This window comes from Dyella sp. AtDHG13, assembly GCF_003201105.1.
Taxonomy (GTDB): domain Bacteria; phylum Pseudomonadota; class Gammaproteobacteria; order Xanthomonadales; family Rhodanobacteraceae; genus Dyella; species Dyella jiangningensis_B.
On the sequence record NZ_QICJ01000006.1, the window covers coordinates 190,233 to 217,191 of the forward strand.

At 65.9% G+C, this 26,959-nt stretch carries 21 protein-coding genes and 1 pseudogene; 15 read left to right on the top strand and 7 right to left on the bottom strand.

Going from position 1 to position 26,959, the window contains the following annotated elements; translation table 11 throughout:
- Positions 1-17 precede the first annotated feature (17 nt).
- The 8 genes from queA to BDW41_RS12240 all read left to right on the top strand — a co-directional run bounded on the left by queA (position 18) and on the right by BDW41_RS12240 (position 11,455).
- Complete coding sequence (queA, locus tag BDW41_RS12205; protein WP_074547777.1) at positions 18-1,052, top strand: tRNA preQ1(34) S-adenosylmethionine ribosyltransferase-isomerase QueA; 1,035 nt, start codon at positions 18-20, stop codon at positions 1,050-1,052.
- Positions 1,053-1,273: 221 nt separating this feature from the next.
- The gene (gene tgt / locus BDW41_RS12210) at positions 1,274-2,401 is read left to right on the top strand and encodes a tRNA guanosine(34) transglycosylase Tgt (RefSeq protein WP_074547776.1); all 1,128 of its coding nucleotides are present in this window, start codon (positions 1,274-1,276) and stop codon (positions 2,399-2,401) included.
- Positions 2,402-2,813: 412 nt separating this feature from the next.
- Positions 2,814-3,149: a preprotein translocase subunit YajC gene (gene yajC, locus BDW41_RS12215; RefSeq protein WP_074547775.1), complete on the top strand. Its 336-nt coding sequence runs from the start codon at positions 2,814-2,816 to the stop codon at positions 3,147-3,149.
- 90 nt (positions 3,150-3,239) lie between these two features.
- Entirely contained in the window at positions 3,240-5,111 is a 1,872-nt protein-coding gene (gene secD / locus BDW41_RS12220; protein ID WP_074547774.1) for a protein translocase subunit SecD, read from the top strand.
- 16 nt (positions 5,112-5,127) lie between these two features.
- On the top strand, positions 5,128-6,093 hold the full coding sequence (gene secF, locus BDW41_RS12225) for a protein translocase subunit SecF (protein ID WP_074547773.1): 966 nt from the start codon (positions 5,128-5,130) through the stop codon (positions 6,091-6,093).
- Between the two features lie 122 nt (positions 6,094-6,215).
- Entirely contained in the window at positions 6,216-7,091 is an 876-nt protein-coding gene (locus tag BDW41_RS12230; RefSeq protein WP_074547772.1) for a LysR family transcriptional regulator, read from the top strand.
- Between the two features lie 80 nt (positions 7,092-7,171).
- Entirely contained in the window at positions 7,172-8,074 is a 903-nt protein-coding gene (locus tag BDW41_RS12235; protein WP_074547771.1) for an MBL fold metallo-hydrolase, read from the top strand.
- A gap of 336 nt (positions 8,075-8,410) precedes the next feature.
- Positions 8,411-11,455 (top strand): carboxypeptidase regulatory-like domain-containing protein, encoded by a 3,045-nt coding sequence (locus BDW41_RS12240; protein WP_074547770.1) that lies wholly within the window; start codon positions 8,411-8,413, stop codon positions 11,453-11,455.
- Between the two features lie 143 nt (positions 11,456-11,598).
- Here BDW41_RS12240 and BDW41_RS12245 read toward each other — a convergent pair whose 3' ends face one another.
- From BDW41_RS12245 to BDW41_RS12265, 5 genes are all read right to left on the bottom strand, one after another.
- A complete protein-coding gene (locus tag BDW41_RS12245) occupies positions 11,599-12,714 on the bottom strand; it encodes a sterol desaturase family protein (RefSeq protein WP_074547769.1) in 1,116 nt (371 codons plus the stop codon).
- A gap of 304 nt (positions 12,715-13,018) precedes the next feature.
- Entirely contained in the window at positions 13,019-13,720 is a 702-nt protein-coding gene (gene murU, locus BDW41_RS12250) for an N-acetylmuramate alpha-1-phosphate uridylyltransferase MurU (RefSeq protein ID WP_074547768.1), read from the bottom strand.
- Entirely contained in the window at positions 13,717-14,727 is a 1,011-nt protein-coding gene (locus tag BDW41_RS12255; protein WP_074548022.1) for a phosphotransferase, read from the bottom strand. Before BDW41_RS12255 ends, murU begins: the two co-directional genes overlap by 4 nt.
- Before the next feature lie 137 nt (positions 14,728-14,864).
- A complete protein-coding gene (locus BDW41_RS12260) occupies positions 14,865-16,193 on the bottom strand; it encodes an ammonium transporter (protein ID WP_074547767.1) in 1,329 nt (442 codons plus the stop codon).
- A 34-nt stretch (positions 16,194-16,227) separates the two neighbouring features.
- Complete coding sequence (locus BDW41_RS12265; protein WP_074547766.1) at positions 16,228-16,566, bottom strand: P-II family nitrogen regulator; 339 nt, start codon at positions 16,564-16,566, stop codon at positions 16,228-16,230.
- Between the two features lie 321 nt (positions 16,567-16,887).
- Between BDW41_RS12265 and BDW41_RS12275 the strand changes: the two are divergent.
- The 7 genes and pseudogenes from BDW41_RS12275 (at position 16,888) to BDW41_RS12305 (ending at position 24,389) form a co-directional block, all read left to right on the top strand.
- Positions 16,888-17,381 (top strand): annotated as a pseudogene (locus BDW41_RS12275) (SUF system Fe-S cluster assembly regulator).
- Positions 17,382-17,427: 46 nt separating this feature from the next.
- Positions 17,428-18,909, top strand: a complete 1,482-nt coding sequence (gene sufB / locus BDW41_RS12280) for a Fe-S cluster assembly protein SufB (RefSeq protein ID WP_074547765.1) — start codon at positions 17,428-17,430, stop codon at positions 18,907-18,909.
- Positions 18,910-18,914: 5 nt separating this feature from the next.
- On the top strand, positions 18,915-19,544 hold the full coding sequence (locus BDW41_RS12285; RefSeq protein WP_074548019.1) for a class I SAM-dependent methyltransferase: 630 nt from the start codon (positions 18,915-18,917) through the stop codon (positions 19,542-19,544).
- Between the two features lie 18 nt (positions 19,545-19,562).
- A complete protein-coding gene (gene sufC, locus BDW41_RS12290; protein ID WP_074547764.1) occupies positions 19,563-20,333 on the top strand; it encodes a Fe-S cluster assembly ATPase SufC in 771 nt (256 codons plus the stop codon).
- Positions 20,330-21,649, top strand: a complete 1,320-nt coding sequence (gene sufD, locus BDW41_RS12295; protein ID WP_074547763.1) for a Fe-S cluster assembly protein SufD — start codon at positions 20,330-20,332, stop codon at positions 21,647-21,649. Before sufC ends, sufD begins: the two co-directional genes overlap by 4 nt.
- 35 nt (positions 21,650-21,684) lie before the next feature.
- Positions 21,685-22,932, top strand: a complete 1,248-nt coding sequence (locus tag BDW41_RS12300; RefSeq protein ID WP_074547762.1) for a cysteine desulfurase — start codon at positions 21,685-21,687, stop codon at positions 22,930-22,932.
- A 65-nt stretch (positions 22,933-22,997) separates the two neighbouring features.
- Positions 22,998-24,389: a pyridoxal-dependent decarboxylase gene (locus BDW41_RS12305; RefSeq protein WP_074547761.1), complete on the top strand. Its 1,392-nt coding sequence runs from the start codon at positions 22,998-23,000 to the stop codon at positions 24,387-24,389.
- 10 nt (positions 24,390-24,399) lie between these two features.
- On the opposite strand, the gene BDW41_RS12310 is transcribed toward BDW41_RS12305, so the two are convergent.
- Positions 24,400-24,666 carry a DUF333 domain-containing protein gene (locus BDW41_RS12310; protein WP_074547760.1) on the bottom strand — a complete coding sequence of 89 codons (267 nt, stop codon included), beginning with the start codon at positions 24,664-24,666 and terminating at the stop codon, positions 24,400-24,402.
- Between the two features lie 232 nt (positions 24,667-24,898).
- On the bottom strand, positions 24,899-26,938 hold the full coding sequence (locus BDW41_RS12315) for a M13-type metalloendopeptidase (RefSeq protein WP_083337599.1): 2,040 nt from the start codon (positions 26,936-26,938) through the stop codon (positions 24,899-24,901).
- Positions 26,939-26,959: the final 21 nt, after the last annotated feature.

Sequence of the window (26,959 nt, forward strand, 5' to 3'; positions counted from 1 at the left end):
ACGCAAGTACCCCGCCCGTGAAGAAGACCGATTTCGATTTTGAGTTGCCGCCCGAGCTGATCGCGCAGGCGCCGCTGGCCGAGCGTTCGGCCAGCCGCATGCTGGTGCTCGACGTGGAGGCGCAGTCGCGGCAGGACCGCATGTTCCGCGACCTGCCGGACTACCTGCGCCAGGGCGACCTGCTGGTGTTCAACGACACGCGCGTGCTGCCCGCGCGCCTGTACGGGCGCAAGGACACCGGCGGGCAGGTGGAGATCCTGATCGAGCGTGTCACCGGCGCGCACGAAGCCACCGTGCAACTGGGCGTGAGCAAGAAGCCGAAGGAGGGCGGGCGCATCGAACTGGCCGATGGCAGCCATGCCGTGGTGCTGGGACGCGACGAATCGTTCTTCCGCCTGCGCTTCGAATCGCCCGACCCGCTGGAACGCCTGTTGCTGCGCCTGGGCGAAATGCCCTTGCCCCCGTACATCGAGCGCCACGCGGACGCCAGCGACATGGAGCGCTATCAGACCGTCTTCGCGCGCGAGCCCGGCGCGGTCGCGGCGCCCACCGCGGGCCTGCATTTCGACGACGCGATGCTGGCGACGCTGCGCGAGCGTGGCGTGCAGTTCGGCTACGTGACCCTGCACGTGGGCGCCGGCACGTTCCAGCCCGTGCGCGCGGATGACATCAAGGATCACCAGATGCATCGCGAGTGGCTCAACGTGGGCGCGAGCCTGGTGGAACAGATCCGCCGCACGCGGGCCGCGGGAGGGCGTGTGATCGCCGTGGGCACCACCGTGGTGCGCGCGCTGGAAAGCGCGGTGCGCGATGGCGAGCTGCAGCCGTTCGCGGGCGAAACGCAGATCTTCATCTTCCCCGGCTACCGGTTCTCCAGCATCGACGGCCTGCTGACCAACTTCCACCTGCCGCAATCGACCCTGCTGATGCTGGTGTCAGCGCTGGCGGGACGGGACTTCATGCTGGCTTCGTACCGCCATGCGGTGGAGCAGAAGTACCGGTTTTTCTCGTATGGGGATTCGATGCTGATACTGCCGCGCGGCAGCTCTTGACTCCCTCTCCCCTTTGGGGAGAGGGCTGGGGTGAGGGGTCAATCTTGCCTCATAGTTTCAAACTACGGCCTTCACGCAGAACTTAAGATCGCGCCGCTTTGATGAAACCACGCCGCGAGCACCCGCCCCTCACCTCGCCCCAACCCTCTCCCCAAAGGGGAGAGGGAGTGAACTGAGGCTCCGCGGAGCACGAAATCGCCAGACAGGCGATAATTCCCCTTATGACTTCCCTGACTTTCGAACTCCAGGCCACCGACGGCGCGGCCCGTCGCGGCCGCCTCACCTTTGACCGCGGCACGGTGGAAACGCCGGCCTTCATGCCCGTGGGCACCTATGGCTCGGTGAAGGCGATGACGCCGCGGGACATCCGCGAGATCGGCGCCGAGATCATCCTGGGCAATACCTTCCACCTGTATCTGCGCCCCGGCCTCGAGGTGATCGAGCAGTTCGGCGGGCTGCACAAGTTCATCGGCTGGGACAAGCCCATCCTCACGGATTCCGGCGGTTTCCAGGTGTTCTCTTTGGCGCACAAGCGCAAGATCACCGAGGAAGGCGTGGCGTTCGCCTCGCCGGTGGATGGCTCCAGGGTGTTCCTGTCGCCGGAAGAATCGATGCGCATCCAGAAGGTGCTCGATTCGGACATCGCGATGATCTTCGACGAATGCACGCCGTATCCCGCGACGGAAAAGGTGGCGTCCACGTCGATGGAGCTCAGCCTGCGCTGGGCCGAGCGTTCGCGCCGCGCCTTCAATGACCTGAAAAACCCCAATGCCTTGTTCGGCATCGTGCAGGGCAGCGTGTACGAGAATCTGCGCCGGCGCTCGGCGGAAGGCCTGGTCAACATCGGCTTCGACGGTTATGCCGTCGGTGGCCTGGCGGTGGGCGAACCCGAGGCGGAACGCAACCACACGCTGGATTTCACCGTGCCCCTGCTGCCGGCCGACAAGCCGCGCTACCTGATGGGCGTGGGCCGCCCGGAGGACATCGTGGAAGCGGTGCGTCGCGGCATCGACATGTTCGACTGCGTGATGCCCACGCGCAACGCGCGCAACGGCTTCCTGTTCACCGACCAGGGCACGCTGCGCATCCGCAACGCCAAGTACGCGCTGGACACCCGCGTGATCGAGGAAGGCTGCGACTGCTACGCCTGCAGCAACGGCTTCAGCCGCGCCTACCTGCGCCACCTGGACCGCTGCAACGAGATCCTCGGCAGCCAGCTCGCCACCATGCACAACCTGCGTCACTACCAGCGCCTGATGGCCGGCCTGCGCGACGCGATTGCCGCAGGGAAGCTGGACGACTTCGTGGCGGAGTTCTACGCACGAAGGGCAGGTGGTGTGGCCGCTTGAGGCGACCGTCCACCGTAGCCCGGATGGAGCGCAGCGCAATCCGGGGAAAGTCTGTGTCGGCACCCTGACGCGATTCAACCGTTCCGTTCACGCCCGTCATTCCGGCGCAGGCCGGAATCCAGTGGCCTCATGACACGGTTGTCGCGAGGAGCATGCGGCCTTTGGGCGAAAATCCTGCGTGGTCGCTACTGGATTCCGGCCTGCGCCGGAATGACGGGGTAGGAGGTCTCGGGGAACCTTCGGTGCCGCGCCCCGGTCCAGCCCCTTGGAAACCGCCCGCTCTGACGCCAGAACCTTTGCCGGGTGGGCCTTGCGGCGCATGCAGGGCCCGGGGGCGCGTGGCATAATCCACGATCTTTTATCAGGTGTTGTCAGAAAACTCTGTCAATACCGCTACTTGCGAGACAAGCTGATGAATCTTCCGATGTCGTTCGTGCTGGCCCAGGCCGCTCCCGCAGCCGGCCAGCAGGGCAATCCCCTGATGGGTCTGGCCTTGCCGATCCTGCTGCTGGTGGTCATGTTCTTCGTCATGATCCGCCCGCAGATGAAGCGCCAGAAGGAGCATCGCGCGATGATCTCCGCCCTGGCCAAGGGCGACGAAGTGGTCACGAATGGCGGTATTGCCGGCCGCGTGGACGACATCGGTGAGAGCTTCGTCACGGTCGAGATCGCGCCGAATGTGAAGATCAAGCTGCAGAAGGGCGCCGTGCAGCAGGTCCTGCCCAAGGGCACGCTGAAGTCGTCCTGACGACTTGCCGGGGCGGAGGGGTCCCGGTTCCACACGATGCATTGCTCGCCGCGGCCTGCCTCATGCCGCGGCTTTTGACGGATTCAAGGCATGAGTGATTTTCCACGCTGGAAATATGCGCTGGTCGCCATCGTACTGGTGCTCGGCATTGTCTATGCGTTGCCCAACGTGTTCCTGCCGGTGCCTGCCGTGCAGATCACGGCCAACCGCAACGGCACGGTCGACCAGTCGCTTCGACAGAAAGTGACCGACGCGCTCGCCAAGGCGAACGTGGCCAGCACCGGCGTCGAGCTCAACGGCGACCACCTGCTCGCCAGCTTCGCCAATCCCGACGCACAGAAGAGCGCGTCCGACGCGATCAAGGCCGCGCTGGGCGACGACTACACGGTGGCGTTCAACCTCAAGTCCACCGTGCCGCACTGGCTGATCGCCATCGGCGCGAAGTCGATGCCGCTGGGCCTGGACCTGCAGGGCGGCGTGCACTTCCTCATGCAGGTCGATCAGGACGACGTGATCGACAAGCAGGAAACGCGCTATGCGGACGACATCCGCAGCCTGCTGCGCGAAAAGAACATCCGCTACGAATCGGTGGTGCGCAACGCGCAGCGCGGGCAGGGCGTGTCGGTGGTGCTCAAGTCCGCCGAGGACCGCACGGCGGCCGCCAACGCCATCGCCGCCGACTACCCCGACCTCACGCTGACGGACGGCGCCACCACCGGCGATCGCTTCCCGATCAATGCCGTGGTGCGTCCGGACAAGCTGCGTGAGCTCTCGCTCAACACCATCCGCCAGAACCTGGGCACGCTGCGCAACCGCATCAACGCGCTGGGCGTGTCCGAGCCGATCATCCAGCAGCAGGGCGACAGCCGCATCGTGGTCGAGCTGGCCGGCGTGCAGGACACGGCCGAGGCCAAGAAGATCATCGGCGCCACCGCCACGCTGGAATACCGCGCCGGCTACGGCAACCCGCAGCAGGCCGTGGATGCCGCGCGCACCGGCATCGTTCCGCCGGATGCGCGCCTGTACAAGGATCGCGACGGTCGTCCGTACCTGCTGAGCAAGAACATCATCGTCACCGGCGACCAGCTGGTGGATGCCTCCTCGTCCTTCGACCAGCAGAGCGGCAGCCCCGCGGTGTCGGTCACGCTGAATGCGGCCGGCGCCAAGAAGATGCTGGACTTCACCACCGGCAACGTCGGCCGCCCGATGGGCGTGGTGTACGTGGAGCGCGTGGTCGACACCAAGGTCGTCGACGGCAAGGAAGTGCGCACGCCGAAGATCACCGAGGAGGTGATCAACTACGCCACCATCAACGGTGTGTTCGGCAAGAACTTCCAGACCACCGGCCTGCGCAGCCCGAAGGAAGCTTCCGAGCTGGCGCTGCTGCTCAAGGGCGGTTCGCTGGCCGCGCCGGTGGACATCGTCGAGGAGCGCGTGATCGGTCCCAGCCTGGGCCAGGACAACATCGCCAAGGGCCTGCGCGCCGTGACCCTGGGCCTTGCCCTGGTGCTGCTCGCCGCCGCCGTCTACTACAAGCTCTTTGGCCTGGTGGCCGACGTGGCGCTGTTCTTCAACCTGGTGATCCTGATCGCGGTGATGTCGGCGGTGGGCGTGACGCTCACCATGCCGGGCATCGCCGGTATCGTGCTGACGCTGGGCATGGCGATCGACGCGAACGTGCTGATCTGCGAACGCATACGCGAAGAACTGCGCAACGGTTCCTCGCCGCATGCGGCCATCCGCGCCGGTTACGACAAGGCGTGGGCCACCATTCTCGATGCCAACGTCACCCACCTGATCGCCGCGCTGGCGCTGACCACGATGGGCTCGGGCCCGATCAAGGGCTTCGGCGTGACGCTGCTAATCGGTATTTTGACCTCGATGTTCACCTCGGTCACCGTGACGCACGCGATCACCGCGCTGATCCACGGTCATCGCAAGCTCAAGACGCTGTCGGTCTGAAGAGGAACAGGAACTCATGGAAATCTTCAACCACAACGCAAACGTGAACTTCCTCGGCATGAGGAAGTTCAGTGTCGGCATCGCCGTGCTGCTGATGCTGGCCTCCATCGCGCTGATCGCGGTGAAGGGCCTCAACTATGGCCTGGACTTCACCGGCGGCGTGTCGCTGGTGATGGAATACGACCAGCCCGTGCAGGTCGGCGAAGTACGCGACGCCCTGGAGAAGGGCGGCATGGAGCATGCCCTGGTGCAGAGCCTGGGCGGCACCAAGGAAGTGTCCATCCGCCTGCAGCCGAAGGACGACCCGAACTCGGGCGTGGCCAACGGCGGCAAGGTGAACCTGGACAAGATCGCCGAGGACGTCACCAAGACCCTGCAGGCCGCACGCCCCGACGCCAAGCTCAAGAGCCGCGACTACGTGGGCTCGGCGGTCGGCGAGGAGCTGCGCAGCGACGGTATCGTCGCCGCCATCGTGGTGGTGCTGGGCATCGGCCTGTACCTGGGCATCCGCTTCGAGTGGCGCTTTGCCGTGGCGGCCATCGTCACCGAGGCGCACGACGCCCTGGTGACGGTGGGCATCTTCGCGCTGGTGCAGCGTGAGTTCGACCTGACGGTGCTGGCCTCGGTGCTGGCGGTGATCGGCTACTCCATCAACGACAAGGTGGTGGTGTTCGACCGCGTGCGCGAACTGTTCCGCCTGGCCCGCAAGGCAGAGCCGGAAGAGATCCTCAACCGCTCGATCAACAACACGCTGTCGCGAACCATCATCACCGCGCTGTTCACCGCGATCACCATGGCCGCGCTGTACTTCTTCGGTGGCCCGGCGGTGCACGGCTTCGCCATCACCATGCTGATCGGCATCCTGGTGGGTACGCTCTCCTCGATCTTCGTGGCGAGCCCCATCCTGCTGTGGCTGGGCGTGTCCAAGCAGGACCTGATGCCCAAGACCAAGGAAAACCCGGAGCTGGCACGCCGCCCGTAAGGCGTCCGTTCCGCCGATGGACATGGGAAGGCTCGGGGAAACCCGGGCCTTCTTTCGTTCGAGCGCCCTTGTCGAACGTCGCGCGCGCACCCACAGTGTCGGGGCCGCACAGGAGTCCGCACATGGAATGGAGCGACGTTCGCATCTTTCTCGCCGTGGCGCGCAAGGGATCGCTGGGCGCGGCAGCGCGCACCCTGCAACTCAGCCATCCCACGGTCGGGCGACGAATACGCGCGCTGGAACATGACGTGGGCCAGCCGCTGATCCAGCGGCACGACAACGGCATCCTCCTGACGGAGGCGGGCGCGCGGGTGCTGGCCGTGGCCGAAGAGATGGAGAGCGCCGCCATGGCCTTCCAGCGCCGCTTGGCGAGCGACGATGGCGTGTCGGGCCCGCTGCGCATTTCCTCGGCCGACTGGTTCGCCACCTACGTGCTGCCGCCCGTCATCGACGCGCTGCGACGCGAGCATCCGGATGTGCTGCCGGAACTGATGGTGAGTTCGCGACGCTTCGACCTGTCCCGGCGCGAGGCGGACATCGTGTTCCGTGTGGTGCCGTTCGACGAGCCCGGTGTCGTGCAATGCCGGCTGCTGCGCGTCGACTACGACCTGTATGCGCATCGCGATCAGCCGCGCGTCGCGCGTGGCGATGGCGGCGGGGCGAACCTTATCGTCATGGATACCTCCGAGCACAGCTATCCGGAAACGGAATGGCTGCGGGAGGCGCTGCCGCGCGCACGCGTGGCCGTCGTCGCCAATCATCGGGCCTTGCAGGCGCGCCTGTGCCAGCAAGGCATGGGACTGGCCGTGCTGCCGCGCGCCGTCGGCGACGCAACCGAGGGTTTGATTCGCGTGGAGTTGGGCGACGCGCCGCCGTCGCGCCATATCTGGATGGGCTACCACGAGGACATGCGAAGCATGCGTGGAGTTCGCGCACTGGCGGATACCGCGATGCGCCTGCTGGGGCCAGCCGCCGACGAAGGGCCCGAACATTCCTGAAGGGCTGACGCATTTTTGCGTCAGTGTGCGTGCACCGCGGCGATGGGCACGCTAGGGCTCCTTTCCCTGGAGCTCCCACGATGTGCATTGACGATCACGCGCTGTTCCTGTCATCCCCTTCGCCAGCACCTCGATCAGAGGGCGCTGCGGGTTTCCGCCGCTTGCAGCTTGGCGGCACGACGATCACGGCGCTGTGCGATGGCCATTTCGCGTTGTCGGTTCTCGATGTGCTTCGCGGTGGCGAAACGCCCATGCAGGCCTTGCTGGAGCGCGCTCGTCTTGGCGACGTCGTCAGCAGCCACGTCAACGCATTCCTGATCGAGGATGGCGCGCATCGCGTGCTGGTCGATGCGGGTGCGGGCGATCTGCAGGATGCAACGTTGGGCGGCATGTCGGCGCAGCTGGCGGCGGCAGGGCTGCATCCTGAGCAGATCGACACGGTGCTGCTGACGCATCTTCATCCGGACCATATCGGCGGCCTGACGCGCCACGGCATGGCGGTGTTCCCGCGCGCCGTGGTCCACGTGCCGCGCGCGGAGGCGGCCTTCTGGCTGGATGAAGCCGGTCGTGACGCGGTGGATGCCAGCGTGCGCGCGACGTTCGACCACGCGCGCCAAGTGCTCGCGCCGTACATGGCGGAAGGGCGCTATCGGGTTTTCGATCCTGGCGCTTCCTGGGGAGCCCTGACGGCGGAGCCCTTGGCGGGACACACCTGCGGGCACACGGGCTATCGGCTGCATACGGGCGAGGGAGACGTCGTGTTCTGCGGCGACCTGTTCCACGTCGCGTCCGTGCAACTGGCCGATCCCGGCGTCACCGTCTGCTACGACAGCGAGCCGGCGCAGGCTAGGCGCACCCGCGCGGCTTTCCTGGCGCAGGCGTGTCGTCGGGGCGACTTGGTCGCCGCAGCGCACGCGCCCTTTCCCGGATGGGGCCGGCTGGATGTGTCCGGCGACGGGTATGCGTGGCGTCCGCTCGCCTGAGTTACGGAGCCCGAACTGTATGAAGGCATTGAGACTTGACGCACAAAATTACGGCCAGCCTTCGCTTGACTGTCTTATATCGATCCATATCGTTAAATAAAGTTGACATTTCGTAAGAAAGCACTCTATTTTCAATAAAGGCTTTCTTTTCGTCAGCTTTGCGACAGCTTTGGGATGGGCGGTCGCGGGCATTCCAGGTCGCTGGAAGCCTTTAACGCGGCGCCGCAGGGGGGACCTCCGGCCCGCATCAGCCAGAAACATGAACTACCGGCCCGTAAGGGATGGCTGGTCGGGACTTTGTTGCCCTTTTCAGGGCGGTTCGGGGAGATCCAGTTGATGAAGGTTAGTCGTTTCAATCACCGCGTCCTGCGCCGGTCGTCGTTGGCGGCCGCGCTGACGTTGGGCCTGGCCGGCGTGGCCATGGCGCAGTCCACCACCGGCACCATCTTCGGCCAGGCCGAGGCCGGGGAGACCGTGACGGTCACCGGCACCACCGGCGTCACGCGTTCGGCCACGGTCGACGCCGGTGGCCGCTATCGCTTCAGCAACCTGCCGCTGGGCACCTACACGGTGACGCTGCAGAAGAACGGCGCCACCGTCGACACGCGCGACAACGTCGCCATCACCGTGAATGCCGGTACGGAGGTGTCGTTCGCCTCGGCGGCGTCGGCGAAGTCGCTGGCCTCGGTGACGGTGAGCGCCAACGCCTTGCCGGCCATCGACGTGTCGTCGGTGGATTCGCGCACCGTGATCGATTCCAAGACGCTCGAGCGCCTGCCGCTGGCGCGCAGCGCCGAGGCCATCGCGCTGCTCGCGCCGGGCGTGGTGCAGGGCAGTGACTACTTCCAGGGCCAGAAGGCGGGCTCGAACGTGGTGTCCTTCGGCGGCTCCTCGGTGAGCGAGAACGCCTATTACATCAACGGCTACAACACCACCGATCCGCTCAGCAACCTCGGCGGCATCGGCCTGCCTTATGGCGCCATCGACCAGCAGGAAATCTACACCGGCGGCTACAGCGCCATGTACGGCCGCTCCGACGGCGGCGTGATGAGCCAGGTGGGCAAGCGCGGCACCAACGACTGGCACTTCGGCGGACAGATCCTGTGGTCGCCCAAGTTCCTGGCGGAAGATCCCAAGACGGTGATGTTCCCCAACGCCTCGCTGCCCAACGGCTTCGAATACACCGACGACTCGCTGCCGGGCACCGCGTACCGTTCGCGCAAGAACAACGTGAAGTGGAACACCACCTACGACGCCTACGTGGGCGGTCCGCTGATCAAGGACAAGCTGTACTTCTTCGTCGCCGCCGAAGCGGAAAAGCAGGAGGGCCTGAGCACCTCCAGCGCCAGCGTGGCCCAGCCGAACAACACGTACTACAAGTACGACATCCCCAAGTACTACGTGAAGCTGGACTGGAACATCAACGACAGCAACATCCTCGAGCTGACCGGCATTTCCAACAAGACCTCGTACAGCGGCACGCAGTACGTCTATGACTACTCGGCCGGCGGCAACGGCAAGGAAGGCGGCTTCCTCGGGTACGACACGCACACCAAGACCGGTTCGGACATCTACATCGGCAAGTACACCAGCTACATCACCGACAACCTGACCTTCTCGGCCACCTACGGCCAGAACCGCGCCATCGACTACTCCAACGTGCCTGGCGTGGACCCCAGCCTGGCCTACCTGAGCGGCGCGACCAGCGAGGATCCGGCGATCACCGGCGGCACGCCGATCCGCAACAACAACACGATCCAGTACATCAAGAACCCCAACGCCAAGAACAAGACGCACGGCCTGCGCCTGGACGTGGAATACAAGCTGGGCGACCACACGCTGGCGGCCGGCATCGACAACATGCACTTCGCTGCCACCGACGAAGGCCAGCAGACCAGCGGCCCCGGCTACTGGTGGCGCTACGGCCACGCGACGGACCCGACCGTGCCGCTGGTGCCCGGCCTGGGCGTGGGCGCGCCGGGCGGCAACGGCTACTACGTGCGCAAGTACATCTTCATCACCACCACCAGCATGTCGGTGGACCAGAAGGCGCAGTACCTCGAGGATCGCTGGCAGGTCAACGACAAGCTGCTGCTGAGCCTGGGCCTGCGCGACGACCAGTTCACCAACTACAACGCGGTGGGCGAGTCGTACGTGAAGAACAAGAACCAGTGGGCGCCGCGCCTGGGCTTCAGCTGGGACGTGTTCGGCGATTCCACCTTCAAGGTGTTCGGCAACCTCGGCCGCTACTACCTCGCGCTGCCCAACAGCGTGGCGATCCGCGGTGCTTCGCCGTCCACCTACACCAACGAGTACTTCACCTATACGGGCATCGACGCCAATGGCAACCCCACCGGCCTGACGCCGATCGGCCCGGGCCCGGTGTCGTCCAACGGCGAATACGGCCAGACGCCGGATGCGAAGACGGTGACCGCGTCCAACCTCAAGTCGCAGTACCAGGACGAGATGATCCTGGGCTTCAACAAGACGCTGGGCGCGAACTGGGTGTACGGCGCCAAGGGCACGCTGCGCAAGCTGCGCTCGGCCATCGACGACGTGTGCGACATGGATCGCCTCGCGGCGAAGGTGGAAGCGCAGGGCATCGATGTCGATTCGGTCAACCTGCCCAACGGCTGCCTGATCTTCAACCCCGGCCGCACCAACGACTTCCTGCTGTCCAAGGTGGACGGCAGCGGCTACGAGAAGGTGAGCATGTCCAACAGCGACTGGGGCTTCACCTCCGGCGCCAAGCGCAAGTACTACGCGCTGGACCTGTTCCTGGAGCATCCGTTCGATGGCCGCTGGCAGGCGCGCGTGGATTACACCTTCTCGCGCAGCTACGGCAATACGGAAGGCCAGGTGCTGTCCACCATCGGCCAGGACGACATCTCCAAGACGCAGGACTGGGATGCCGCCTCGCTCATGGTCAACAGCAACGGCGTGCTCTCCAACGACCGCACGCATCAGCTGAAGGCCTACGGCACCTACATGATCTCGCCCGAGTGGATGGTGTCCGGCGCGGTGCGCATCCTGTCCGGCGCGCCGAAGGCCTGCCTGGGCTACTACGGCACGAATGAGAGTGACCCGGTCAGCTACGGCTCGGCCTATCGCTGGTGCGACGGCACGCCGTCGGTGCTCGGCAAGATTGGCCGCCTGCCGTGGCAGAAGATCATGGATCTGGGCGTGACCTACCGTCCGGCCTTCGCGGACAGCAAGCTCGCGTTCAATTTCAACATCTTCAACGTGTTCAACGAACGCCAGCCGACGGTGATCGACGCGACCTACGAGACGGCGCCCTATACGGTGTCCAACTCGTACGGCGCCTCGCTGTACCAGACCACGCCGCGTTACGGCCGCTTCTCGGTCACGTACGACTTCTGATGGGCTCCCCGGCCGAGACTCTCGGCCAAACCCGCGCGGAGTAGCCCTCCCGGCGCCGCGCGGTCACTTCGGGCAGGTAAATCAGGTCACTGGTTAGTTGTTCCCGCAAGCCGCCTTCCCCGGGCGGCTTTTTTTATGGGCGTTCAGGCGGTGGTGGCGGGCTCGGGCGCGGTGTCGACATCGGCGCGCGGCGTGTCGCCGGCTGGCGCCTTCTGCAGCACATGATGGGCAAGGCCATGCAGATCCAGTTGGTCCACCGGGATCGGCACGTAGTCCGGCCCGAAGGCGACCTCGCCGAACTTCCAGCCCGCCGGACGGCGCACCGCGCCCCAGAAGCGCTTGGCGGCATTCCAATGCAGGCCGATGAGGCCGTGGTTGTTGTCGTCGTCCACCATCGGGTCGCCCACGCCGGTGGGGCGCAGCGGTTCGTTGTACAGCGCGGTGCCGAAGATCACGTCCCAGATCGAGAACACCTGGCCGAAGTTGCAGTTGTGCAGGTTGGGGCGCGTGGGATCGACCAGCATGTGGTGCAGGCGATGGAACTTCGGCGACACCAGCACGCGGTTGAACACCGGGCCGAAGGCGATGCGCACGTTCGCATGCGAGAAGTTCTGCACCAGTTCGCCCATCAGCACCAGCCACGCGAACTGCTCGGGCTCCACGCCCATCACGATGCCCACGCAGGCCAGGATCATCGACTGGATGAAACCGTCGATGAGGCTGCCGCGGTCGTTCGTCCAGCAGCTCATCTGGCGCGTGCTGTGATGCATGCTGTGCAGCGCCCACCACCAGGGCAGCGCGTGCTGCAGGCGGTGCATCCAGTAGTACACGAGGTCGTAGACCACGTAGTAGCAGCCGAACAGCAGCCATGGATGCTGCTTCAGCCACGGCACCCAGTGCGTGATGGCGAGGGGCGAGGCGCTGGCATCGCCGGGGCCGGTGTCCGGGCCGCCGAAATAGTTGGCGATGGGCGTGAGGATGAGATAGCTGAAGATCGGGAAGATGCCCACCAGCATCATCACCGTGTACTGGAAGTCGACCTTGGTGAGCTTGCGGTTCTCCCATTTTTCCGCCGGCACGATGCTTTCCAGCGGGCGGAAGATCAGCCCGATCACGCACAGCTGGAACGCGGCGATAAGCAGCGAGGCGGAGATATCGCCCGGATCGCCGGCAAGGCCTTCCAGATGCAGGAACCGCAGCACCGGCAGCACGCCATGGCTGGCGAACCAGCTGACCAGTTGGGACCACAGTTCGGACATCGTCGACACCTTGCGAGGAAACGTGGACGGTCCTGCAGGTGGGAAGCAGCGAGGGGCGCTCTACAGAACCGGGCGGTTTAGGATACCGCCGGCGCCCGGCGGCATCCAATCCGGCAGGATTTTGCGCGGGCGACCTTTCAGCCGGCTGCCTGCAAGCCCCGGGTATCCTCACCGTCATTCCCGCGAAAGCGGGAATCCAGTGCCTTTTAGCGCTGAGTGCCAAAGCGAAAGACGCTGGATTCCCGCTTTCGCGGGAATGACGGCGAGGGGTACAAGACGTTGAGGGAAAACTTTGAGCAGGCTCTCAACGGCGTAGATGTTCGTCGAGTTCGCGCAGCCGCTCGGGCGTGCCCACATCGGCCCATGCGCCACGGTAGTGGCTGCCGCTGAGCTGCTGGCGGGCAATGGCGCGTTCGAGCAATGGCCTCAGCTTGAAGCGAGGCGGCTTCTGCTGCGCTCCGGCATCGTGGATGACGTCCCGCCACCCGTCGAGCAGTTCGCGGCGAAATACGCCGATGCCGCTATAGGTGAGGCGTGGTGCGCCGTCGTCCTGGATCAGGCCTTGCGCATCGAGGCTGAAGTCGCCATCGGGATGATGCGGCGGGTTGTCCACCAGCAGCAGATGCGCCGCGCCGGCCGGCTCGACGGGCAGGGTGGCAAACGGGGCATCGGTCCACACGTCGCCGCTGATGACGATGAAGGGCTCCGGCCCCAGCAGGCTCAGCGCATTGAGCATGCCGCCGCCGGTTTCCAGCGGCGTGGGGCCTTCATACGCGTAGCGGATGCGCATGCCCCAGCGCGAGCCGTCGCCCAGCGCTTCGGGAAACTGCTCGGCGAGGTGCGAGGTGTTGATCACCACGTAGCGCACGTCGATGGCGGCGAGTTTTTCCAGGTGCCATTCGATCAGCGCCTTGCCGCCCACCTTCAGCAAGGGCTTGGGCGTGTGGTTGGTGAGCGGACGCATGCGCTCGCCCAGGCCGGCGGCGAAGACCAGGGCGTGCCTCATGCGCGAACCTGCGTCAGATCGCGGCCTTCCGCATGGCGCTTCAGCAATGCGACGAAATCGGCCAGCTCCGGATAACTGCCCGCGACCTGGATGATGTAGTCGTAGACACGCGGCACGTCAGCGAGATAACCCGGCTTTCCATCGCGATACCACAGGCGATAGAACTGGCCGAGCACGCGCACGTGGCGATGCAGGCCGGTGAGGTCGAACCAGCGCAGGAATTGCTTGCTGGTCGTGGAGGCATCGATCACGCCGGCGCGCCGCAGCATCCAGCGATAGCGTTCCACCCAGCGTTCCACCCATTCGCGCGGCCAGACCACATAGGCGTCGCGCAGCAGCGATGCCAGGTCGTAGGTGATGGGGCCCGACAGCGCGCCCTGGAAGTCGATGACGCCGGGGGTGTTGTGGTCCACGATGAGCAGGTTGCGGCTGTGGTAATCGCGGTGCACAAAGCAGCGCGGCTGCTCCAGCGCGTTGTGGATGATGGTGGTGAACGCCGCCTCCAGCACGTCCCAGTCGCCACAGGTGGGCGTGTAGCCCAGGTGCCGCTGCAGGAACCATTCCGGCATCACCTCCAGGCCTTTCACCAGCATGGCGTGATCGAACGGTGGCAGGTCGGCGTGCTCCACGCGCGTCTGCATGAGCAGCAGCGCATCCATCGCGTCGCTGTACAGGGAGTCGAACGTCTCGTCGTTCAGGCGCGGCAGATAGAGGCGATGGCCCAGGTCCTCGATCAGCAGGAAGCCCTGGTCGAGATCGCTGGCGTACACCTTGGGCACGTGGATGCCGGCGGCGGCGAGGCGTTCGCCGATGCGTACCCATGGACGCGGATCTTCCTGCGCCGGGGGCGAATCCATCACGATCCAGCTCTTGCCGCCGCGCTCCACGCGCCAGTAACTGCGGAAGCTGGCATCGGAGGACGCCGGTGCGAGTTCAAGCGTGGCGTCACCCAGGGTGGCGCGGGTCCAGGCCAGTCGTGCGGCGGCGCGTTCGGAAGCGGTGGTCATGGCATGCGGCAAAGGGCGTTGCCGTGCAGCTTAGCGGCAGCGGCGCGCGAACTGTAGGCGCATAGCGCTGGCAAAAGGCGGCCCCTCTCTCCGCATCCGCCTCCCCAGACAGGGGAGAGAGGGGCCATGAAAAGCTATTACGAGAGGTTGTAGGCCTTCTCTTCGTGCAGCGAAATATCCAGGCCGATCTGCTCCTGCTCGTCGTCCACGCGCAGTCCCAGCGTCCAGTCGATCAGCTTGAGGATCAGCAGGCTCAGCACCGCGCTCCACACCACCGTGAAGCCCACGCCCTTGGCCTGGATCCACAGCTGGCCCCCCAGCGATTCCACCGTGCCGAAGCCGCCCAGCTTAGGCGATGCCAGCGGGCCGGTGAGCAGGGCGCCGACGATGCCGGCGACGGCATGCACGCCGAACACGTCCAGCGAATCGTCATAGCCGAGCTTGTGCTTGAGCCGTGTGGCGCTGAAGAAGCAGATCACGCCCGCGATTAGGCCCAGCACCAACGCGCCGCCCGGCCCGGCGGTGCCGGCCGCCGGCGTGACCGCGACGAGGCCGGCCACGGCGCCGGAGACGATGCCCAGCACGCTGGGGCGCCCATGCACTATCCACTCGACGAACAGCCAGCCCAGCGCGGCGGCGGCCGTGGCCACCTGCGTCGCCAGCATCGCCATGCCGGCACTGCCGTTCGCCGCGACGGCGGAGCCCGCGTTGAAACCGAACCAGCCCAGCCACAACAGGCTGGCGCCCATCACGGTATAGCCCAGGTTGTGCGGCGGCATCGGCACGTTGGGATAGCCGCGGCGCTTGCCGATCACCAGGCACGCCACCAGGCCTGCGATGCCGGCGTTGATGTGCACCACGGTGCCGCCGGCGAAATCGAGTACGCCCAGATCACCGAGGAAGGAGCCTGGTCCGCTCCACACCATGTGCGCCACCGGCAGGTAGACGATGGTCAGCCACAGCCCGCTGAACCACAGCAGCGCGCTGAATTTCATGCGCTCGGCGAAGGCGCCGATGATCAGCGCGGGCGTGATGATGGCGAAGGTGAGCTGGAACATCACGAACACGCTTTCCGGCACCGTCTGGTAGCGCGAGTCCGGCGTCAGCCCGGCGAGAAAGCCGCGATCCAGTCCGCCGATGAACGAGTGCAGGTTGGTCACGTGCGCCTGCATGCCCTCGGTGCTGAAGGCGAGCGAGTAGCCGTAGAGCATCCACAGCACCGACACCAGCGCGGTGATGGCGAAACACTGCATCAGCACCGACAGCAGATTCTTCGCGCGCACCATGCCGCCGTAGAACAGCGCCAGGCCGGGAATGGTCATCAGCAGCACGAGCGCGGTGGCCGTGAGCATCCACGCGGTGTCGCCGCTGTCGATATGCGTGGGGGCGGCGGCCTGCGCCCAGGCAGGCATGCTTGCCAGTACGCCCGCGCCCACGAACCCGAGCCGCGCCAGCGTGCGCGCCATTCCGATTCCCGATTCCCGATTCCCTATTCCCTGCTTACAAGGCATCGACGTCGACCTCCTGCGTGCGAATGCGGATGGCCTGCTCCAGCTCGCTCACGAACACCTTGCCGTCGCCGATCTTGCCGGTGCGGGCGGCACCGATGATGGCTTCCACGGCGCGGTCCAGTTGCTCGTCCGCCACCGCCACCTCCAGCTTCAGCTTGGGCAGGAAATCCACCACGTACTCGGCGCCCCGGTAGAGCTCGGTGTGCCCGTGCTGGCGGCCAAACCCCTTCACCTCGGTGACGGTCATGCCCGTCACGCCCACCTCCGTCAGCGCCTGGCGAACGTCGTCCAGCGTGAACGGCTTGATGATGGCCGTAATCCACTTCATCCCCAGCGCTCCCCGAGCGGTCGATATGTCGCGGTGCAGCAGGATGCGTGCCATGGGGACTCCCGCTCGGTCTGGCACCCCTCACCGTCATTCCCGCGCAGGCGGGAATCCAGTGACTTCAATGGGTTGCGAAAGGCGCTGGATCCCCGCCTGCGCAGGGAAGACGGCGAGGGCGCCCCCGCGCCCCGCGAGATTGCCCGCAAACAGCGCATCGCGGCCAGACGGATTCCCGCTTTTGGTGCATCGCCGCGGTTTGACCCCCAGGTCATTAATCAGTACCATTTTGGTACCGATTCCCGCAGTCCCCTGGCCGATATCCCCATGCTCCGCGTCAGCCGACTCACCGACTACGCCACGGTGGTGATGACCTGCATCGCCGCCCACCCGGACGACGTGCTCAGCACGGCGCAGATCGCCGATGAGACGCGCCTGGAACTGCCCACCCGGACGACGTGCTCAGCACGGCGCAGATCGCCGATGAGACGCGCCTGGAACTGCCCACCGTGAGCAAGCTGCTCAAGTCGCTGGGGCATGCGGGGCTGGTCGAATCCTTCCGCGGCGTCAACGGCGGCTACCGCCTGGCGCGGCCGGCCGGGGAGATTACCCTGGCGCAGATCGTCGAAGCGCTGGAAGGCCCCATCGGCATGACCGAATGCAGCCTCGCCGAAGGCCAGTGCGAGCGCGAGTCGCAATGCGGCGTGCGCGCCAACTGGCAACACGTCAACAGCGTCGTGGACAGCGCGCTGCGCGCCGTCAGCCTGTCCGACATGCTCAAACCACCCAGTCGCCGCATCGATATCCATCCGATCGGATGAACACGACGCATCCCTCGACCGAACGCGACGACGACAGAAGAACGCCATGACTACCGAAACCACCGAACGCAGTGATCTTTCCGCCACGACACTTCGCGACAACGCCGAAGTGGCCGAAGCGCTGGGTCGTCGCTACGAAGCCGGTTTCAGCACGGACATCGAGACCGAATACCTGCCGGCCGGCCTGTCCGAAGACATCGTGCGCCAGCTTTCCGCGCTCAAGAAAGAGCCCGAATGGATGACCGAATGGCGCGTGAAGGCCTATCGCCACTGGCTCACCATGCCCACGCCCGACTGGGCCAAGCTCAACCTCTCGCCCATCGACTACCAGGCCATCAGCTATTACGCCGCGCCGAAATCCGCACCCAAGTCGCTGGACGAGGTGGACCCCAAGCTGCTGGAAACCTACGACAAGCTCGGCGTGCCGCTGCACGAGCGCGCCAAGCTCGCCGGCGTGGCGGTGGATGCCGTGTTCGACTCGGTGTCGGTGGGCACCACCTTCCGCAAGGAACTGGCCGAGGCCGGCGTGATCTTCTGCTCCATGAGCGAGGCGATCCGCGAACATCCCGAACTGGTGCAGCAGTACCTCGGCAGCGTGGTGCCGGTGGGCGACAACTACTTCGCCGCGCTGAACTCCGCCGTGTTCTCCGACGGCTCGTTCGTGTTCATCCCCAAGGGCGTGCGCTGCCCGATGGAGCTGTCCACCTACTTCCGCATCAATGCGATCAATACCGGGCAGTTCGAGCGCACGCTGATCGTGTGCGAGGAAGGCGCCTACGTGTCGTACCTGGAAGGCTGCACCGCGCCCATGCGCGACGAGAATCAGCTGCACGCGGCCGTGGTGGAACTGGTCGCGCTGGAAAAGGCGCAGATCAAGTATTCCACCGTGCAGAACTGGTATCCGGGCGACGAGAACGGCGTCGGCGGCATCTACAACTTCGTGACCAAGCGCGGCGATTGCCGCGGCGACGACTCCAAGATTTCCTGGACGCAGGTGGAAACCGGCTCGGCCATCACCTGGAAATACCCCAGTTGCGTGCTGCGCGGCGACCGCTCGGTGGGCGAGTTCTATTCCGTCGCGCTGACGCATCATCGCCAGCAGGCCGATACCGGCACCAAGATGATCCACATCGGCAAGGGGACGAAGTCCAAGATCGTCTCCAAGGGCATCAGCGCCGGCCGCAGCAGCAACAGCTATCGCGGCCTGGTGAAGGTGGAGAAGGGCGCCGAGGGCGCGCGCAACTACACCCAGTGCGACAGCCTGCTGATTGGCAAGAAGTGCGGTGCGCACACTTTCCCGTACATGGAAGTGAAAAACCCCACCGCCATCGTCGAGCACGAGGCCACCACCTCGAAGATTTCCGACGACCAGCTGTTCTACTGCCGCAGCCGCGGCATCGGCGAGGAAGACGCCGTGTCGATGATCGTCGACGGCTTCTGCAAGCAGGTTTTCCGCGAACTGCCGATGGAGTTCGCGGTGGAAGCGAAGAAGCTGCTCGAAGTGTCGCTGGAAGGTGCAGTGGGATGAGTGCCGTGCGTTCATCGCATTGGGACGCGGTCTACAGCGGGAAAGACGAGGCGAAGACCAGCTGGTTCCGCCCGCATCTCGACGAGTCGCTGCGCCTGATCGATGCGCTGGACCTGCCGCGCCAGGCGCCCGTGCTGGACGTGGGCGGCGGCCGCTCCACCCTGGCCGAGGACCTGCTTGCGCGCGGTTTCAGCGATATCGGCGTGATGGATCTTTCCGCCGTTGCGCTGGATGAAACGAAACAGCGGCTCGGCGAGCATGCCGGCCGCGTGCACTGGATGACGGGCGACGTCACCGAAGTCGCGTTGCCGGCCGCGCATTACGCGCTGTGGCACGACCGTGCGGTGTTCCACTTCCTTGTCGATGCCGAAGACCGCGCGCGTTACGCTGCGGCCATGGCGCATGCGGTGCGCCCCGGCGGCCATGCCGTCATCGGAACCTTCGCGGCCGATGGCCCGAAACGCTGCAGCGGCCTGCCCGTGGCGCGTTACGACGCTTCGTCGCTCGCCGCGATGTTTGCCTCCGAATTCGAACCCGTTGCCCACAGCCGCGATGTGCATCGCACGCCGTCGGGCAACGAACAAGCTTTCACCTACGTCGTGCTCCGTCGCCGTGGCGACGCCGGCCACGCCTGATACCACCGAGTAGCCAACATGCTGAAGATCGAGAACCTGCACGCCCGCGTCGAGGGCAAGGACATCCTCAAGGGCCTCACGCTCACCGTGAACCCGGGCGAGGTGCACGCGATCATGGGCCCCAACGGCGCCGGCAAGTCCACGCTGGGCAACGTGCTCTCGGGCCGCGACGGCTATGAAGTGACCGCAGGTACGGTGACGTTCAATGGCGTCGACCTGCTGGCGCTGGAACCGGAAGAGCGCGCCGCGGCCGGCGTGTTCCTGGCCTTCCAGTACCCGGTGGAAATCCCCGGCGTGAACAACACCTACTTCCTGCGCGCCGCGCTCAACGCGCAGCGCAAGCAGCGTGGCGAGAAGGAGCTCGATTCCATGCAGTTCCTCAAGCTGGTGCGCGAGAAGCTGAAGATCATGCAGATCTCCGACGAGCTGCTGCATCGCGCCGTGAACGAGGGTTTCTCGGGCGGCGAGAAGAAGCGCAACGAGATCTTCCAGATGGCCGTGCTGGAACCGAAGCTGGCCATCCTCGACGAGACCGATTCGGGCCTGGACATCGACGCGCTCAAGCAGGTCGCGCAGGGCGTGAACGCGCTGCGTTCGGCCGAGCGCGGCTTCCTCGTCATTACGCATTACCAGCGCCTGCTCGACTACATCGAGCCGGATTTCGTGCACGTGCTAGCCGATGGCCGCATCGTGCAGAGCGGCGACAAGACGCTGGCGCTGAAGCTGGAAGAGCAGGGCTACTCCTGGGTGAACGACAAGGATCCCGCGCTGACCGGAGCCTCGGCATGAGCGAGCCGCAGCGCACCCCATTCGTCGATTCCCTGCTGGAGGCCGCCGCGCAGGTGCAGCTGCCCGGCACGGGCATCGGCTGGCTGGATGCCGCGCGCCGCGAGAACCTCCAGGCGTTCGCCGCTGGTGGTCTGCCCGACACGCGCACGGAAGCCTGGAAGTACACCGCGCTCCGCGCGCTCGGCCAGCGACGTTTCGCTGCGGGCGACGCGACAGCGGCGACGCGTCCCGTCGACGTGGCGGGCTTTGCCTTGCCGGGCATCGAGGGTCCTTCGCTGGTCTTCGTCAACGGCGTGTTCCGCGCGGATCTTTCGCAGGTGGATCACCTGCCAGCAGGCCTGAGCCTGCAGCCGCTGTCGCAGGCGCTGCAGGGCGATGCGGAGCCGCTGCGCTTCGCGCTGTCGCGTCATTACCGCGAGGGCGGCGACGTCTTCGCCCGCCTCAATGCGGCGCTTGCCGGTGACGGCGTGGTGCTGCGCGTGGCGGCGGGAGCGCGGGTCGACCAACCTGTGCGCTTGCTGTTTATCGGCGCGCCGGCTGAGGGTGCGCTGGCATGGCACGTGCGGCACGTGGTGGAACTGGGCGAAGGCGCGGAGCTTTCGCTGGTCGAGCAGCATGTGTCGCTGGGCGCGCATCAGGACCTGGGCACGCAGGTGGCCGACATCGTGTTGCGCAAGGGCGCGACGCTGCGCCACGTGACGCTGCAGCATGCCTCGGAAGGCAGTGCGCTGGTGCGTCATGACAGTGTCCACCTGGATGCCGACGCCCATGCGGCGATGTACGTGATGGAGCTGGGCGGCTCGCTGGTGCGTCACGATCTGCACGCCGTGCTGGCGGGCGACCGCTCCCGCCTGGATACGCGCGGCGTGTTTGCGCTGCGCGGCCGGCAGCATGTCGATACGCAGATGTCGATCCGCCACCAGGCCTTGAACACGGCATCGGAATCCGTGTGGCGCGGCGTGGCCGACGAGCGTTCGCGCGGTGTGTTCCGCGGCGCCATCGTGGTGGCCGAGGGCGCGGACGGCAGCGACGCCAGCCTCAGCAGCAAGAACCTCCTGCTCTCCGGCCAGGCCGAGATCGACACCAAGCCCGAGCTGGAAATCTACGCGGACGAAGTGAAGGCCGCGCACGGCGCCACTGTCGGCCAGCTCGATGAGCGCTCGCTGTTCTACCTGCGCTCGCGCGGCATCCCGCTGGCGGAAGCCCGCGCCATGCTCACCGCCGCCTTCTGCCGCGCCGTGTTCGACGGCCTGGCGGATGACGGCCTGCGCGAGCACATCAACAACCAGCTGATGACGCACCTGCCCTCCGCCTGAGCGGCGGCCGACAGCACACTGGCGAAAGGATCACGATGAACGCACAGACCCGCCCGAGCCCGACTGTTTTCGACGTGCAGCGCGTTCGCGCCGATTTCCCGCTGCTGTCACGCACCGTGCACGACAAGCCGCTGATCTATTTCGACAACGCCAACACCAGCCAGAAACCGTTGAGCGTGATCGAGGCGGTGGACCAGCATTACCGCCTGCGCAACGCCAACGTGTCGCGCGCGGTACACCTGCTCGGCGAGGAAGCCACGGCGGCCTATGAAGGCTCCCGCGACAAGCTGGCGCGCTTCATCAACGCGACCTCGCGCAACGAGGTGATCCTCACCTCGGGCACCACGCAGGCGATGAACCTGATTGCCTACAGCTTCGCGATGCCGCGGCTGAAGGAAGGCGACAGCATCCTCACCACCGTGATGGAGCACCACGCCAACATCGTGCCGTGGCAGATCGTGGCCTCGCGCACAGGCGCCACGGTGAAGGCCGCGCCCATCGACGACCGCGGCGAGCTGATCCTCGACAAGTATTTCGAGATGCTCACGCCCGACGTGAAGCTGGCCTGCGTCACTCACGTGTCCAACGTGCTGGGCACGGTCAACCCGGTGCGCGAGATCGCCCGCGAATGCCGCAAGCGCGGCATCCCGCTGGTAGTGGATGGCTCGCAGGCCGTGCCGCATCGGCCGGTGGACGTGCAGGCCATTGGCTGCGACTTCTACGCCTTCACCGGGCACAAGATGCTGTCGCCCACGGGCACCGGCGGGTTGTGGGCGCGCAAGGAACATCTGGAAGCCATGCCGCCGTTCTTCGGTGGCGGCGAGATGATCCGTGAGGTGAGCTTCTCCGGCACCACCTTCGCCGCGCCGCCGCACAAGTTCGAGGCGGGCACGCCGAACATCGCGGGCTTTGCCGGCGTGGGCGCGGCCATCGACTACTACGATTCGATCGGCTTCGACGCCATCCATGCGTGGGAGCAGCAGTTGCTCGCGTATCTGACCGAGCGCCTGCGCGACATTCCGGGCCTGCGCCTGTTCGGCGAGGCGCGCGAGAAGGAGCCGGTGGTTTCCTTCCTGATCGAAGGCGCGCAGGCGACCGACCTCGCCACGCTGCTGGACCTGCAAGGCGTGGCGGTGCGCTCCGGCCACCATTGCGCGCATCCGCTGATGCAGTTCTTCAAGGTGCCGGCCACACTGCGTGCCTCGCTCGCGTTCTACAACACGCGCGAGGAAGTGGATGCCTTCATCACCGCGCTGCTCAAGGTACGCAAGCTGCTGATGTGAAAGCCGGCGAACAGGTGCGGCGCGCAGTGTGAAGGCATGGAAGCCATCCCCGATGAAGGAATCGCATGCACGCACACCTGAAGCATGACTTCGCCGCGCTGGACGCCATCCTCGATCGCGCACGCGAACTGGCCGGCGCCTATCTTGAAGGGCTCGACACGCGTCCCGCGGCGGCCAGTCTGCCGCCCGGCGTATCGGCGCATATCGCGCTGCCCGAACAGGGCGTGGGCGCACTCGCCGCCCTGGAGCAATTCCATCGGGACTACGACGCGATGCTGTCGGGCAGTCCCGGCGCACGCTACTTCGGCTTCGTGACCGGCGGCGGCACGCCCGCGGCGCTCGCGGCGGACTGGCTGGTCAGCACGTACGACCAGAACACGCAGCGCAACGGCGACACCTGTGCGTCGCTGATCGAACTGCAGGCTGTGGACATGCTGCGGCAGTTGCTGGGCTGGCCTTCCGCGTGGACGGGTACCTGCGTCACCGGCGCCACCATGGCCAATTACGTCGGCATGGCGTTGGCGCGGCAGTGGGTGGGGCATCACTACGGCCGCGACGTCGCGGCGGAAGGGCTGCACGGCTTGCCGCCGGTGCCGGTGTTCGCGGGCAGCGCGCATTCGAGCACGTTCAAGGCGCTGAGCATGGCCGGGCTTGGCCGCCAGTCCATCCATGCACTTCCCCAGCAGGCGGGGCGCGAGGCTTTCGATGTGGATGCGCTCGCGCGGCTGTTGCACGAGCGGGGCGAGCAGCCGAGCATCGTGGTGGCCAGTGCAGGCACCGTGAACACGGTCGATTACGATGACCTTGCCGCTCTGGCGGAACTCAAGCAGAAGCATCGCTTCTGGCTGCACGTCGACGCGGCCTTTGGCGGCGTGGCCGCGGCATCGCCATCACGGCGCGCGCTGATGGACGGCATCGAGGCCGCGGATTCGGTAACCGTGGATGCGCACAAGTGGCTCAACGTGCCCTACGACTGCGCCATCGCCTATACCGCGCACCTGCCGCTGCAACTGGAAGTGTTCCAGAACCAATCCGCCTACCTGCCCGCGCCCGAAGCGGTGCCGGATCACTTCCTGCATCTCGCACCGGAGAACTCGCGGCGCTTCCGCGCGCTTCCCCTGTGGATGACGCTGCAGGCCTACGGCCGCGAAGGCTATGCGGAGATGGTGGAACGCAACTGCGCGGCGGCGCAGCGCCTGGGCGAGTTGATCGCTGGCGATCCGCGCTGGCGCCTGGCCGCCCCGGTACGCCTCAACGTGGTGTGCTTCGCACCGGCCGGCGCCGACGCCGCAGTGGTTGCGCGCATGCAGAAGGCGCTGCATGCCGACGGCACGGCCTACGTGTCACCGTCATCGCTGCATGGCCAGCCTATTCTCCGTGCAGCGATCTGCAACTGGCGCACGACCATGGACGACATCGACCGCACGTTCGCCGCGCTGCAGCGCCTGAAGCCGTAACGCGCTTGCGTTACGGCTTCGTGGCGGGCATCACGCACTGGTGATCGCGGAACAGCGCCCATTCCTCGCACTGCCTGCCATCGGGGAACACGCAGATGCCATTGACGTTGCCCGCCGCATCCTTGCGCAGATCCAGCTTGCCGCCCTGGTTCACGCAGGCCACCGAGGCCGGATTGGCCATGCCGATGGACGACGGCGGTTGATCGTGCGTGCTGGGTGTCGACGTGGCGCATGCCGACAGGGCGAGCGCGAGCAGGGCAGTGGCGAGGGTTTTCATGGCACATCCCGCGAAGTGTGGAGTGGCCTGACTATAGCCGCGCACTGCGGCGACAGCAGCCCGGAAGCGTCTGCAACGTCTCGCATCGGCGTAAGTCCATCCGGGCAGTAAGTCGCCTTGAAAACCTTGCGGGTGGCGTTTCGGGCGGCCGATGAGCGTAGCAAATAGAAAAGCCCGCGAGCATGGCGCTCGCGGGCTTTTCCTTGTCACGTCGAAACGATGTTGCCCGCGGTTACCAGATCTTCACCTGCTTGTCCGCCGGGCGCACCATGGCGTCGCCCGCCTTGCACTGGAATGCCTGCGCGAACGCCGGCATGTTCGACGGCGCGCCGATGGCGCGGAACTGCGCCGGCGCGTGCGGATCGGTGTTGAGCAGGGTGAGCTGGGCTTCGGGGCGGATGCTGCCGCGCCACACGCGGCCCCAGTTGAGGAAGAAGCGCTGATCCTGCGTGTAGCCGTCGATCTTCTTCTTTGCCTCGGCCGGGTTGCGGGCCAGCGCCATCTGCAGTGCGTCGTAGGCGGCGTTGAGGCCGCCGAGGTCGCCGATGTTCTCGCCCATGGTCAGCTTGCCGTTGACGAACTTGCCCGGCAGCGCCTCGTAGTGGTTGAACTGGTCGGCGAGCAGGTCGGTGCGCGCTTCGAAGGCCTTGCGGTCTTCGTCGGTCCACCAGTTCACGTTGTTGCCCTGAGCGTCGAACTTGCTGCCCTGGTCGTCGTAGCCGTGGCCCATTTCGTGCCCGATCACCGCGCCGATGCCGCCATAGTTCAGCGCGTCATCCGCCTTGGCGTCGAAGAACGGCCGCTGCAGGATGGCGGCGGGGAACACGATCTCGTTCTTCAGCGAGTTGTAGTACGCGTTGACCGTCTGCGGCGTCATGCCCCATTCGGTGCGATCCACCGGCTTGCCGATCTTGCCCACCATGTAGGCGTAGTTGAACTGGTCGGCGGCCTGCACGTTGTCGAAGTAGCTGTTGGTGGACTTGATGGTGAGGCCGGTCCAGTCGCGCCACTTGTCCGGATAGCCGATCTTGGGGGTGAACGTGGCCCACTTCTCCAGCGCCTTCTTCTTGGTGGCGTCGCTCATCCACGGCAGGTTCTCGATGCGCGACTTGTAGGCGGCGCGTAGGTCGTTCACCAGCGCCAGCGCGCGCGTCTTGGATTCGGGTGAGAAGGCCTTGGCGACATAGAGCTGGCCCAGCGCCATGCCCATGCCTTCCTCGACGCTGCCCAGCGTGCGCTCCCAGCGTGGCTTCATTTCCTTCTGGCCGTTGAGCGTCTGCGCGTTGAAGGTGAAGTCTTCCTCTTGGAACGGCTTGGACAGGTACGGCGATGCCGCGTCGACGGCGTGGAAGCGCAGGTATGCCTGCCAGTCGCTGGCCGGCACGTCGGTGAGCATCTTGTCGAACTCGGCGAAGAACTTCGGCTGCGAGAGCGAGAAGCCGTCCTTCACGTCCGCACCCTGCGCCTTGAAGAACGCCGCCCATTCGAAGTTCGGCGTCACCTTGTCGGCATCGGTGATGCTGACGTAGTGGTAGCGGTTCTCCGGCTGGCGCAGTTCGGTGGGCACCAGCGAGGCGGAGGCGAGGCGGGTTTCCATCGCCATCACGGTCTTGGCCTGCTGCTGCGCATCCGCTTCGCTCACGCCAACCAGCTGGAGCGTGCGGGCGATATGGGCCACATAGGCGGCGCGGATTTTTTCGAAGTCCGGCTTGCTGTAGTAATCCGCCGTCGGCAGGCCCAGGCCGCCCTGGTTGGCGTAGGCGATCTGCCGGGTGGAATCCTTGAAGTCGGCGTTGCCGTAGAAACGGAACGCGACGGGGTGCCCCTTGGCATAGCTCTCGGTGATGTAGGCGACGACATCCCTGGTGTTCTTCAGGCCGTCGATGCGTGCCAGCTCCGGCTTGATCGGATCGAAGCCGGCCTTGTCGATGGCCGCCTCGTCCATGCCGGAGGCGTAGAAGTAGCCGATCTTCTGTTCGATGGAGCCGGGCGCCGCCTTGGCGGCGTTGGCGGCCGCCGCGTCCACGATGCCGTGCTGCACGTTCAGGCTGTCCTTGCGCAGCGCGTCGAACGAACCCCAGCGCGTGCGGTCGGCGGGAATGGGGTTGGCGGCGAGCCACTTCGCATTGACGAAGCCGTTGAAGTCGTTGCAGACGTTCTTGCTCGTATCCAGCTCCTTGATGTCGAAGGAGCCGGAGGGCGCGGCCAGCGCGGCGGTGCACAAGCCCATGCCCACGGCCAGCGCGAGCGGTTTCATAATGCGGTTCTTCATGGAATCTCCCAAAAGGGATGC